9 protein-coding genes are annotated in these 13128 nt (G+C 68.3%); 6 read left to right on the top strand and 3 right to left on the bottom strand.

Features of this window, described 5'->3' with window-relative positions:
• Positions 1-94 precede the first annotated feature (94 nt).
• The 3 genes from FOB72_RS05675 to FOB72_RS05665 all read left to right on the top strand — a co-directional run bounded on the left by FOB72_RS05675 (position 95) and on the right by FOB72_RS05665 (position 4146).
• Entirely contained in the window at positions 95-1330 is a 1236-nt protein-coding gene (locus FOB72_RS05675; protein ID WP_150371644.1) for a hypothetical protein, read from the top strand.
• Complete coding sequence (locus FOB72_RS05670) at positions 1320-3731, top strand: hypothetical protein (protein ID WP_150371643.1); 2412 nt, start codon at positions 1320-1322, stop codon at positions 3729-3731. The genes FOB72_RS05675 and FOB72_RS05670 overlap by 11 nt, the downstream gene beginning before the upstream one ends.
• A gap of 151 nt (positions 3732-3882) precedes the next feature.
• Positions 3883-4146 carry a DUF1289 domain-containing protein gene (locus tag FOB72_RS05665; RefSeq protein WP_150371642.1) on the top strand — a complete coding sequence of 88 codons (264 nt, stop codon included), beginning with the start codon at positions 3883-3885 and terminating at the stop codon, positions 4144-4146.
• Positions 4147-4178: 32 nt separating this feature from the next.
• Here the strand turns inward: FOB72_RS05665 and FOB72_RS05660 are convergent, their stop codons facing one another.
• A complete protein-coding gene (locus FOB72_RS05660) occupies positions 4179-4898 on the bottom strand; it encodes a glutamine amidotransferase (protein ID WP_150371641.1) in 720 nt (239 codons plus the stop codon).
• Between the two features lie 121 nt (positions 4899-5019).
• Between FOB72_RS05660 and FOB72_RS32130 the strand changes: the two genes are divergently transcribed.
• Positions 5020-6978, top strand: coding sequence for a hypothetical protein (locus FOB72_RS32130; RefSeq protein ID WP_191002198.1), 1959 nt, complete (start codon positions 5020-5022; stop codon positions 6976-6978).
• A gap of 23 nt (positions 6979-7001) precedes the next feature.
• On the opposite strand, the gene FOB72_RS05645 is transcribed toward FOB72_RS32130, so the two are convergent.
• The gene (locus FOB72_RS05645) at positions 7002-9467 is read right to left on the bottom strand and encodes a penicillin acylase family protein (RefSeq protein WP_150371638.1); all 2466 of its coding nucleotides are present in this window, start codon (positions 9465-9467) and stop codon (positions 7002-7004) included.
• A 35-nt stretch (positions 9468-9502) separates the two neighbouring features.
• Positions 9503-10933, bottom strand: a complete 1431-nt coding sequence (locus tag FOB72_RS05640) for an aldehyde dehydrogenase family protein (RefSeq protein WP_150371637.1) — start codon at positions 10931-10933, stop codon at positions 9503-9505.
• A 213-nt stretch (positions 10934-11146) separates the two neighbouring features.
• On the opposite strand from FOB72_RS05640, the gene FOB72_RS05635 reads away from it, so the two are divergent.
• Positions 11147-11701: a hypothetical protein gene (locus FOB72_RS05635; protein WP_150371636.1), complete on the top strand. Its 555-nt coding sequence runs from the start codon at positions 11147-11149 to the stop codon at positions 11699-11701.
• Between the two features lie 124 nt (positions 11702-11825).
• Complete coding sequence (locus tag FOB72_RS05630; protein WP_150371635.1) at positions 11826-13121, top strand: hypothetical protein; 1296 nt, start codon at positions 11826-11828, stop codon at positions 13119-13121.
• Positions 13122-13128 lie beyond the last annotated feature (7 nt).

Genomic DNA, 13128 nt, shown 5'->3' with positions numbered 1-13128 from the left:
GCGGAGGGGGAAGATTTCGCGCATCGGCGATTTCGCATCGTCCGGGGCGGCGTTAGTTTGGATCCATCCAGACCCGCCACGGACCGATGCGACGATGATCCGCCCGCTACTCCCCTGCTCAACCAGACGCTCACCCGGCCGCTCAACCGAACGCTCACCCGAACGCTCACCCAGACGCCTTGCATGGCTGGCCGCGCTGGCCCTGTGCACGTCCTATGGCCCACCGGCATCGGCCGAAGCCGCCGGGGCGACCGAGGCCGCCGACTTCGGCGAGCTTCCCGCCAAAAGCTGCCTGATCGCCAGCGATACGGGCTTCTACGGCGCGGGCGCCGGCACCCCCGCGCGCATCTGCCTCGGTGCCGACGAGAGCGTGGATCTGTCGATGGGACATCCCGACACCGCGCACCATTATCCGGTCAACCGCGTCGAGGTGGCGCCCGGCCAGGACCTGATCGTCACCGATGGCACGCACTTCGACGGACGCATCTGGCGTCTGCGGCGGTCCCTGCAGGGCCCCGAACTCCGCGCACAAGGCATCCAGCGACATACGCTGGCGTCGGCGCGCGTGGTCCAGATGGCCTGCTTCCACGAACACGACGCGTTTGCCGGCAAGGCGCAGTGCCTCGGGCCCGGACCGCTGCGCAGGCACCTGGCCAGGCTCGATTCCTCGGTCTCTTCGGTGCGTGTGCCGCCGGGCTACAGTGTCGCCGTGTTCCGGAGCGACAGCGGCATCGGCAAGTCGGCGTTGTATCGTGACGATGTCGATGCGGACATGCTGCGGCGCGACGGCCTCCACGACGCGATTCGCGCGGTCCAGGTCCTGCGCACGCGCCCCGCGTGCACGGCGCGGTGTGCCGTGGCGGCCAGCGATGCGTGGGATCTCGATGCCGTGCGGGGCGCGGCGCCGGGCACGCCCGGCCATACGCGCCTGACGTTCGTTCTGGCGGCAGGCCGCAGCTTTATTGTGGACTACGGCGGCGTGCTGCGGCTGGATATACGCAATGGCCGCATGATCGTGTCGACCGGCCGCCCCCGTCGTGACGAATACCGCCGCTTCGACGCGCGCACCCGCTATCTCACGCTGGAGATCGGCGCCACGGCGGGCGGTACCGATCTGCTGGCCCAGATCATCCAGTCGGACAGACGCGAGACACCGATCGCCACGCAACTCGTGCAGGAGCCAAACGCCGCGCCGGCTCACGCGTTGCTTTCGGTGCGGAACACGGCAAAGGGCGCGCTTGCGCTGGCGCCGGTGATCCATCGCTTCGAATGGAACGCGCTGGTCTCCTCGGCCCCACCGCCCCCATCGGAAGTTTCCGATGCGCCCTGACGCCATGCGCGCCGCCCTGTTCGCACTGATCGTCATGGTACTTGCCGTGCTGCCCACCGCGAGCCATGGCGAGGCCTGCCTGTACGAGACCGAGGCGGCCACCGACCCGTATCTGTGCGTACCCGACGACGGCATCCTGCGGGCGCGGCACGCAAGATTGCCCAAGGCGCCGGGCCACTACCCGATCGGCAAAATCGAGGTGGCGCCGGGATCCGTCGCCTACGTGTCCGACGAAGAGACCTTCGACGGCGCCATATGGGCGTTGCGGGGCACGCTCGGCGAGTCGGCGCTGCAGGCGCGCGGCATGACGCCGGCGTCGGCCACGGTGCTGGCCGTATTCCCGGCCGCCTGCTTCTATCGCGGCACCCGGCTCAGGAGCAAGCGCCTGTGCTTTCCCCCGGGGCCGCTGCGCACCTACACGCCGGACCTCTTTGCATTCGCGTCCTCGATGCGCATCCCGAGTCAGCTCACCGTCAATGCGTTCACGGATTTCCGGGGACGTGGCGCCATGGCGACGTTCCGCGGCAGCCTCGATGGCAAGGCCCTCCAGCGCGCCGACATGCTCCAGCGCATCCGCTCGGTCCATGTCGCGCGCATGAAGCCACCGCCGGTGCTCGGGCCCGTGGTCATTCCGGCCGGCGACGCCTACGACCTGGCCTCGATCTTCGGCCCGCATATGTTCCCGGGCAATGGCAATCCGTATGTGATGATGCTCTTCGACGCCGATCCGGGCCGCGATATCGAGGTCACATACGGCGCGCGCATCTCGGTGCGCATGCGCAAGCAGTCCGCCGTGGCACGCATGCTCGATCCCATCGCCCCGATGGCGTCGCTCCCGTCCGACAAACGCACGCGCTACTACGCGTTCACCATGGAACTGCGGCCCGGACATACGGCCTCCGTGATGGTCATGCAGTTGAGCGCGGAGTACGCCCTGATCGGGGCCACACCGTGGCTCGATGTCCCGTGGGACGAGCCCGTGGATGCCGTGCTATCGGTCCGCAATGCGTCGTTCGCCAAGGCCGTGCGGCTCGAGAACCTGCTGTTCGAGGTCGGTCCCTTCCATGACCGGGGCGTGCGCGCGGCGCACTGCGAGCGGATCGCCCTCAAGCAGTGTCATGACGCGGCCAACGACACGACCAACGACAGCGCCAACGACAGCACCACCGAGCCGTCGCAGCCCATCGCGCCGTTGCCGGTGCCGCCGACGCAGACGGCACTGCCGCGCTCGCCGCTGCCCCTGGCACCGCCGCCCGCGGATGCGCTGCTGCTGACCAATATCGGCCTGAACGGCAACCCGATGGCCGTTGCCGCCGCACAGCGCGCATGCCGCATCCCGCTGATGAGCGGACGCCGCCCGCTCGGCCTGCCGGGCAAGGACTATTGCGTCAGCCGGGCCATGACCATCGTGACGATGTACCAGGTCTTGTACGAGGATCTCTGGCGCCTCGATGCCTTTACCGCCGTGATCGACAATATCCTCGCGCGCGGCACGACCGGACTCCGGACGATGGACGCCAGCGCCGAACAGACGCTGATCGAGGCCGTGCGCTGGCAGACCGGTCCGCAAGACACGCGGCGCGCGGAAGCGCTGGCCGCATTCCATCATGCCAATCTGGTCCGTGCCTACTCGGTGGCGCGCACGATGAACATGGAGGGGGCAACGGCGATGGGCCACGCCGGCGAGACATCCGCGTCCGGCATCTGCGGTGGCGTCAAGCGGTCGATCGCCGCCCTGCGCTGGGCCGCGCTGGGCCGGTACGACCTCGACCTGACCCGATACGCGCCGATGGACGTCCGGCCACGCGTGCGGCGCAACGGCAAATGGACCGAAGCGGACGACGCGTTCGAGGTCACGGAGGTGCAGGCCGGTCAGATGGGACGCCAGCGGCAGGTCATCGACATCGCGCACACCTGGCAACGCGAGTATCTGCTCGCCATGCGACCCGACGCCCTGCGCACCGCGCTTGCCGACGATTGCCCCGATAGCGACGGCTACACCGTGCGCGACTTCCTGGCCTCGACCGGCCTCTCGGCCGCCATGGGCATCGAGGCGGCGGTACGCGACGACGACGGCGAGGAAAACGTCGTCATGCTGGTGCGTTATCGAGGGGTCCCGGCCGCCATGCTGCTTGGCACGATTCCGCGGCATGGATCGCTGGAGGCCGAGATCACGCTGATGGTCAGCGCGCCGGCCAATGTCCTGCCGCCCCATGGCGATGGCGCCGTGCGGGGCGCGGGGAGCGCGGCCTTGCAGGCGTTTCTGCGCTATTGCCAGGCGCGTGGCATGACCGCGGTGCGCGTCGAAGCGGTCACGGAACCGAGCGCCACGATCCATCAGCGCGCGGGCTTTCGATTACTGGACGACCTCGCGGAGGTCCGGACCGAGCCGCCCGTGTGATGGGCGACAGCGCGATGGGTGACCGCGCGATGGACGATGCCGCACGCCATGGCGCAATCGCGGGCATTTGACCGCTTCCGGCGCATGGCCGTCGGGAGGCGCCGCGGACCGAGCCCGTATAATGCCTGCCTGTTGCCTGACGATAGCCCGCATGTCCGCCCTGCCTTCCGACCCCGCCCTGTCCACGCCCCTCGCTGCCGAAGCCGATGTTGAAGCCGATGCCGATCGGGGCCTCGCGCCCGATCGGCCCGATAGCCCGTGCATTGGCATCTGTTCGACGCTGTTCGACGAAATTTGCCAGGGTTGCGGCCGCACGGCCGCCGAGGTGAGCAACTGGGTTTTCTTCAGCGAAGAAGAAAAGCGCGTGATCTGGGCGCGGATTACCGCCGAGGGAACCGGCAAGCGGTTCCGGTAAGCAGCACCAGCAGCGACACCAGTCGGCGGCGCCTACAGTCCCGCCTGCTCCAGCCAGCGCGCAAACATCGTCGCCCCGGCGGCGGCCACCGACTCCCCAATCTCGCGCGTCCGCGCGCGGATCGTGCGCGGATCGATCCCGGCCTTGCCGAGTTCGACCGTATGCCCGATCAGCCAGGTCTCGATATCGCCCGCGCGCACTTCCGGGTGAAACTGCAACGCCAGCACCCGATCGCCGATCGCGTACGCCTGATGCTTGACGGCATCCGTCGATGCCAGCAGCGTGGCCCCTTCGGGCAGATCGAACGTATCGCCATGCCAGTGCAGCACCTGCCAGTCCGCCGCGCCCAGCGCGGCCAGCGCTGACGCCCGGCCCGCCTCCGTCGGCGTGATGGGCGCCCAGCCAATCTCGCGCGTCCCCGGATAGACCTTCGCACCCGATGCGCGCGCAATCAGCTGCGCGCCCAGGCACACGCCAATCACCGCGCCACCGGCCCGCAACCGCTCGGCGATGACGGCCACCTCGGCATCGAGCCACGGATACACGTCCGACTCATAGACCCCGATCGGGCCACCGAGTACCAGCAGCAGATCGGCCGGATCGGCCACGACCGGCGACAGGTCGTCCACGCCAGCCTGAAACACGCGCAACGCATGACCGCGCGCCTGCAGGACATCGCCGATCACGCCCGGATGCTCGAAGGCGACATGCTGGATGACATCGGTGCGCAGGGTCCGCCGGATCTGGTCCATCGTAGTGACTCCAGGTTGCGTAAAAAGTGTCATGGTGCCACATCTTTGTATCTCGCCTGTATCGGCCGGCGCGACCGCAACTTTCGTAGGAAGGCGATAGGTCGGCGGCAGGCCTTTTCTTATGCTGAGTGCGCGTCAACCACCGAGACCGCGCATGAAAACACGATTGCCCATGGCCCGCCGTATGACGTCGCGGGTCGCAATGCAGACCACGCTGAGAACCACACCGAGGACCGCACCGAGGACCGCACCGAGGACCGCGATGGTGGTTGCGCTGGGGGCCGCAATAAGCCTGATGGCGCCAGCATTCGCCGAAACCATCGACCTGTCGTCGCCGTTCGGCGCTGCCTGGACGGATCCACAGCCGAAAGAGCTGCTGCTCGCGTACGATCTTGAAGCGGGCCGCGTCTTTCGGCTCAACTACGGCGACGATGTCCAGATCGCATTTGGCGAGCGCCACGTCAGCCTGATCGCCGGCGCACCCCGGCGCATCCAGTCACACCTGCGCTATCTGCCGGGCACCCGCTATATCAGCGTGGCGCTGAGCGTCGGTGAAGGCCGTTCGACCGATCTGCAATTGATCGAAAGCGATGCCAAACGCGGTTACCTGCGGTCTTCGCCGATCGTGAGCCTGCCGTGGCCGAAATCGCCGACCGAGCGGCTGTCCATGTATGTTCCCGAGACGGCTGCCAACCGCCGCGGCGCGCCATTGCTGACGGATACGATCCTCCGCAGCGCGCGGGACGAGGACTTGCCCGCGCATCGCCCGCGACGGGATATTGCCTGCGACGCGGCGCCCGAACTGATTCACGTCGTCAATTACTTCCTGGGCTTGTGCGGCAAGGCCGCGCAACCGGCGTTGGCGCCGACCGCACCGCCCGCACCGGTCACGCCTGACGGCGATGCCCTGCCACCGGCCCATCTGGTGAGCGTCCTCGCCAATGGGCGCAATCCCCTGGGACTGATGGCGGGTGCCTATGCGTGTGGCTTCCCGCTCGACTACGCCGCCGCGCCGCGGATGAAACGCGACACGGTGCCCTCGCTCGCCTGCCTGTCGCGCGCGACGCTGATCGTGACGCTGTATCAGGTGCTATTCCCGCGCCAGTGGGATCTCGCGCATTTCACGCGCACGATCGACAACGTGCTCGGTGGGGGCAGCGTGGGCGAAACCACAGCGAACACGCAGGACATCACGGCCTTTGTCGGCGCGGTGCTGCACCAGACCGGCACGACCGACACGCGCCGCGCCGACGCGCTGAGCGCGTTTCACCGCGCGAACGCCGCGCTCGGGACATTGGGCGCGTGGTCGCCACTGTCGTCCGCTTCTTCGTCCGCTTCTTCGTCCGCTTCTTCGTCCGCTTCTTCGTCCGCCTCGTCCGCCTCGCCATCTACCTCGGCGGCAAGCTGCACCGCCACGTCGGCGACCCCCGCGTCGATGGCGGCGCGCGCGCGCACCGCCATGGTCGGCCGGTACGCGATCGACCTCGCAGGCTATACGCCGCGGGCGATCGTTCCGCGCATCCGGCAGCACGGCACGTGGGTGGAATCGGGCGCCTTCACGCATACGATCGTCGATACCGACGATCTTGCCGCGCTGGTGGAGATCATCAACACGACCGATGCATGGCATAAACGGTATGCCGCGTATGCGCGCACGATGCCGCGGAGCGGGCTGATCCCCTGCGCCGAGCGGCAACGCCAGGACCTGCTCCGCGCCGCCGTCTCGATCGCCTTCAATATCAATGGCGACGCGCATGGCGGCACCAGCGACGGCACGGTCTTCGTGGTCGTCCGGCATGGCGGCGTCATCGTCTCGATCCAGCAGGGGCGGCGCGGCACTGAGCGCGACGGGGACAGCGAAACCATGCGTATCGTCGATTCCCTCAGCGCGCCGGACAACGTCATCACGCCGGACGCCGAGGGCGCGCTGCGCGGCGCGGGCGCCTACGCACTGCAGCAGCTACTCGAGTACAGCCGCGCACATGGCCTGCAACGCGTGACGTCCACCGCGATCACCGAGCCTTCGGCGCTGGTAAAGGTGGACGCCGGTTTTTACCGCACGGGTAACATCAGGGAATGAGACGCGGCGACGTACGCCTTGCGCTATTGGGCAGCCGCCTGGCGCGGCTGCAGCACGAGCGTCTCGAATACCTTCCCGCCCGCGGGCTCGCGGCCGCCGATCACGATCGATTGCACGGCGGCCCATTTATCGGTCCAGTCGCGATAGTTCGGCGAGAGCGCATTGCCCGATTGCCCCGTGGAACTCATAAAGCGCGATGCCTGCAGATCGGACAGATCGTAGATCGCGCGCAGGCTCGCCGCATGGGTGCTCTCGAATGGCGCGCGCTCGTCGCGCAGGCTATGACGGCCCACGTCGATCGTGTAGGTATCGCCACCGGTCGGCACGCGGATATTGAACAGGCTCGACAGGTAAGGCACCTTGCCGAACGGCTTGTGCTCGGCGCGCGCGGTGTGCGCATGGCCCCAGTTCCACTTGGCGGTGTCGCTGCCGTAGCGGGCATCGAGATCGGCCACCGCCCGCGCCCACGCAAGGCCGATGGTCGTGGCGCACGTCTCGCGATCCGGCGTACGCGTGTCGTCGCACCAGTACGCGCCGAGGCCGTTGGGATCGCGCAGCGCGTTCATCATCGGCTGCTGCACGTTACGCTGCTCCCACAGCCGCTGGAACTGCGCGTCGCCGACCTTGTCCTGGAACATCAGCCGCGACAGCTCGCGCAGCCATGCGGTGACCACGAGCGGTTCGCGGCGATTGGCCAGCATATTGCCGTCCCATTTGCGCAGATCGTCGACCAGCGCGCGCTCGCGCGCGGGCAGCCCCGCATCGCTCGCGACGGGCGCGGCCAGCAGCAACGGCAGCGCTTCGCGCACGGCCGGCGAGACCACATCGCGCTGGATCGCGGCAAAACTGTCCATCGTATGGCGCGGCGTCGCGCCGAGCAGCGCGCGAATACGATCGTAGCGATACGGCACCGTCCATTCGCTCGTGAGGAAGTACGGATAGTCCTTGCCGACGATCTTCTGGTTGGCCGTGACGATCATGCCTTCCGGCGGGTTGAAGCTGCGCGGCAACGCGTCGAACGGCACGAAGCCCTGCCAGTCGTAGCGGGCCTCCCATCCCGGCGCGGGCGCCAGCCCCATGAGGTCGTTGTCGGCGCGGCGCAGCGGCACCCTGCCCGGCGCGATAAAGCCGATATTGCCATCGACGTCCGCATACACGATGTTCTGCTGCGGCGCATGGAAGTTGCGCAGCGCCGCGACGAAGGTATCCCAGTTGGTGGCCAGCCCAAGCTTGTAGCTCGCCTCGAACGTCCGGTCGTCGGGCCGCAGCGCCGTCCACTGGAACGCGACCACATACTGGGCGCCCAGCGGCTTGGCCGCAGCGGCGACCGGCGCGGTCACGTCGGAGATCACGGGGCCATGGCGCGTCGTGCGAACGGTCAGCGTGACGTCGGGCGCGTCCTTGACCCGGATCGTCTCGGTACGCGTCTCGAACGCGGCCCATCCGTCGGGCGTCTGATAGCGATCGGGGCGGCCGGGCTGAACGCGCTCGATATACAGGTCCTGCACATCGGGCGCGGTATTGGTGAAGCCCCACGCGATGCGGCGGTTGTGCCCAAGCACGACGATCGGCGCACCGGGCAGCGTGGCGCCCGTGACGTCGAGCCCCGGCGCCCGCATGCGCGCGAAATACCAGAGCGCCGGTGCCTGCAATCCCAGATGCGGATCGTTGGCCAGCAACGGTTTGCCCGAACGCGTATGCGCGCCGGACACGACCCAGTTGTTGGAGCCCATGCCCTCGACATAGCCGGACGGCGCCTGCCGCACGACGCTTGCCATCGCCGTGGCCAGCGGTGCCAGCCGGCGATAGAGCGCAGCATAGTCCATCGTGCGCAGCGGCGCGTCGCCGGGGTACGGCGCAAGAATTTCGGCAATGCGCGCGGTGGACAGCTGCTGCGCGAGCCCCATGCGCAGCACCTCCTGCGTCCAGTTGCCGCCGAGGTCCCACGCCATCATCGTCTGCCAGCCGATGGTATCGGCCGGTTCCCAGTGCTCGGGCTGCGCGCGCAGGATCAGGAATTCGGGCGGCAGCGGTCCCCTGCGCGTGTCGATATACGCGTTGACGCCATCGGCATATGCCTGCAGGATCGCGCGTACCTCGGGGGATGCCTGCGCGACGATCGCCTCGGCATTGCGCCGGATGCCAAGCGTGCGCAGAAAGCGGTCGGTCTCGAGGCCCTTCTCGCCAACGAGTTCGGCCACGCGCCCGGCGACGATGCGCTTGTTCATCTGCATCTGCCAGAGCCGGTCCTGCGCATGGGCGAAACCGAGCGCGTAGTAGGCGTCCAGCGCGTTGCTCGCCTCGATGCGCGGCACCGCGTTGCGGTCCCGCACGATCACCACGCGTTCGCGGAGCCCGGCCAGCCTGAGCGTGCCGGCCGTATCGGGTTGCGACGCCTGCCGGTACCACGCGTAGCCGCCGATGAGCGCGGTCGTCGCGATCACCAGCAGCGAGACCAGTACCCATCCCAGCCGTTTGATCCAGCGCATGCGCGATCCTTGCCCGGTCCGATCGGTCCGACCGCTCAGACAGTTGCCCTGCGTTGCAGCGACTTGTACTCGAGGAATTCCTCGAGCCCGTAGACGCCCCCTTCGCGTCCGTTGCCGGACTGCTTGAAGCCGCCGAACGGCGCGTTCATGTTGAACGGCCCGCCGTTGATATCGACCTGCCCCGTTCGCAGACGCCGCGCCACGCGCAGCGCGCGGTCCTCGTCGCCCGACCATACGCCGCCGCCGAGTCCGTACACGCTGTCGTTGGCGATGCGCACCGCGTCGTCCTCGGTGTCGTAGCAGATGATCGACAGCACCGGCCCGAAGATTTCCTCCTGCGCGACCGTGGCTTTCGGATCGACGTTGCCGAGCACGGTCGGCCGCACGTAGAAGCCCTGGTCGAGGCCGTCGGGGTTCTCGGGGCCGCCCGCCACGAGCTCCGCGCCTTCATCGAGGCCGCGCTGGATATAGCTGACCACGCGCTGCTTCTGCGCGGCGGATACCAATGGACCGAGCTTGGCCGCGTCCGAGAGCGGGTCGCCCACCGTGAAGCCCGCCACGACCTTGCGCACGATCTCGCGCACCTCGTCGTAACGCGCGCGAGGCACAAGCATGCGCGTGTGCGCGGAGCAGGTCTGCCCCGAGTTGAGATAGCACGCGTTGACGGTGCCTTTCACCGCTTGCGCAAAATCTGCATCGTCAAGGATCACCGAGGCGGACTTGCCGCCGAGCTCCAGCGCCACGCGCTTGACCGATTGCGCGGCCAGTTCGGAAACGCGCTTGCCCGCGCGCGTGGACCCCGTGAACGACACCATATCGACCTCGGGATGGCTGGCCAGCACCTCGCCGACGACCGGACCGTAGCCGCTCACGAGGTTGAAGACGCCCGGCGGCAGGCCCGCGGCCTCGATCACCTCGGCCAGCACGAACGCATTGAGCGGCGCCACCTCCGACGGCTTGAGCACGACCGTGCAGCCCGCGGCCAGCGCGGGCGCGACCTTGAGCGTGATCTGGTTGAGCGGGAAGTTCCACGGCGTGATGGCCGCCACCACGCCCACGGGCTCGCGCACCACGAGCGAGTTGCCCACCTGCGCCTCGAACGCGAACGTCTCGAGCAGCGTGGCGGCCTGGCTCCAGTTGTAGACGGGCCCGCCTACCTGAATCGCGCGCGATAGCTTGAGCGGCATGCCGACCTCGCCCGCGATCAGGCGGGCCAGTTCATCGGTCCGCTCGCGCAGGCCTTCGGCGATCTTGCGCAGGTAGCCGGCGCGCACCGCCACGGGCGTCGCGGCCCAGCCGTCGAACGCGGCACGCGCGGCCGCGATCGCATCCTCGGCGTCGCGCGCATGGCCTTCGGGAATCCGGCCCATCACGGTCTCGTCGCTCGACTGGATGACGTCGATCAGGCCGGAGCCGTGCGGCGCGATCCAGCTGCCGTTGATAAAAAGCTTGTCTCGTTGCTGCATGGCCACAGTTCTCCCAGAGGTGAATAGGCGTTTGCAATATTTTTGATCAATTTGCGTCGTACGCGCCATTGTAGAGCGGATTGGCACATCCCACTTTCGGGGGGCGGGCAAACCGGGAGGGCACACCGTGCCCGCACGATGCGATCATGCGAGCAAACAAGAGTCATGAGAACCAGATAACGGGATCAGGCGGGATTGGGTCAAGGAGGGGACATGGTCAACCCGGTGTTTCACAAGACGGAAGCGGGACAGGAGGAAATTCGCACACGTGCCCGGAAGCTCGATCACAAGCTGCGCGCGCTGCTGCTGATCGTGAATGGGGAACGGAGCCAGTCGGCGCTGCTCGATCAGGTGGCGGGCATGGGCGTGGGACAGGAGGCCCTCGATACGCTGCTGTCGCTCGGCCTCATCGCGCCATCCGAAGGGTCCGCGACGGCCGAGGCCGCACCGGTTGCCGCGCTTGCCACCGCAGCCGCCTCCGCCGCGCCGGTCGGCGTGCAGACATCGGCGGCCGACGTCGCGGGCGGCGACGGATATCGCGAGCTCTATCACTTCTACACCGATGTCATCGGCCACCACCTGGGCCTGCGCGGCTACGTGCTGCAGGTCAAGGTGGAAAAAGCAGCGACACTCGTGGAGCTGGCCGCGCTGCGCGACACACTCGGCGTGGCGTTGCAGAAGGCCAAGGGCGACCTGACCGCGCACGCGATCATCGCGGAGCTCGATCAGTTGCTCGCGCAGCGCGGCGTGCTAGGGGTGGTGCGATAGGGGTGGTGCGATAGGGGTGGTGCGATAGGGGCCGTGCCCCGACGCCCTTCGCGCGTTTGGCCAGTTTCGCCAGTTTCGAGCCGTTACGATAGCGGGTGGCGGCGCGCGTGCGTACTGTGGGCCTATGCCCACCCGCCCGCACGCCTGCCTGCCAATCCTGCTGCTAGCGGCCGCCTCGACAGGCGCCGCCCCCACTCCCGCGCATGCCAGTCCACCGGCAAGCTGCCCGCCGGCACAACGCGCGGCCGTCCATCTGTTTCTCGATATCGCCTGCACGGCGCCAGCCAGTCACCCCGGCACGCTTGCCGCCTGCGATGCCCCGCACCCACACGGCCGGCGCCTGCTAGGCGCCGACCTGCCCGTCGTCGCCTGCGCCAGACGCGTGGCATGGGTCCTCGCGCTGTTCGGGCAAATCATTCGTCCCTGGTGGAGCACGCCGGACTACCGATGGGACACGCGCCGGTTCGATCAGGTCGTCAGCAATGCGCGCAATGGCGACGTGCCCTTTGACGATCTGCCGCCGGCCATGCGCATCGGGCTTGTCGAGGCGGTCCGCGGCACGCTGCGGCCGGACGACGGGCCCGTGCCCCATGTCAGCGTCACCCCGGCGTCCGATCCACGCATGCGGCAACCGGTCTCCGCCATCGCCGCGCTCGGCCTCGAAACCGCCGTGGACCGGTACCTCGATCCGCCGTCCGCTGCCGCCAATGCGCATCGACACTACGGCCCGCCGCCGGCCGTCCGTATGGACGTCGATAGCCCGGCATCGATCGGCGTGTATGGCTGGGACCTGCGGCGGACGTGGCCCGAGCCGGGGCCGCCGCTACGCTGGCGCGCCTCGCCGGACGGCATGGCGTGGCAGCCCGACCTCGCCCACAGCTTCACGCCCCAGATCCTCGACTCGCGCGCGGCGGGCGCGCCACAGCCGTTCTCGGACCACCCGGTATTGCAGTACATCGTGGGTCAGATGGATACGTGGCGGCTGGCTCCGTTCACCCCTTACCGGGATCTGGGCCTGCCCGAAGAGATTCGCACCCTGGCGGGCGTCGCCCGGCAGCAGGCCGCCAACGTGCGCGAAGCCGCGCGCGCGCCGCTGGCAACGGCCTCGGTACGTCATGTGTATGTGATCGTGCGCCTCGCGGGGGGTGTGGAAGCGGTACTGCACGGCTCCGTGGGGCGCTTTGCGCCCACCGTCGCCGAGATTCACGCCATTGCTGTCCCGGCGCGAAACGTTTTCCCCACCCTGCCATTGACGCCCGTCACGTATCGGCAGGCTGCCGTGCGCGGCGCCACGGCTGTTGCCATACGCGCCTTCGTCAACCATGTTCAGGGCCATGGCGCGACGATGCTGGCTTATATCGGGCAGGATCTGCCCGCCGCATCGCCCGCACAACGGACGGTGCCGCACGACGAACCGTAGTCCGCCC

The sequence above is a fragment of the Cupriavidus pauculus genome, assembly GCF_008693385.1.
Taxonomy (GTDB): domain Bacteria; phylum Pseudomonadota; class Gammaproteobacteria; order Burkholderiales; family Burkholderiaceae; genus Cupriavidus; species Cupriavidus pauculus_D.
Note: the sequence above shows the minus strand (reverse complement) of the source record. Positions and strands in the feature narration are given on the sequence as shown.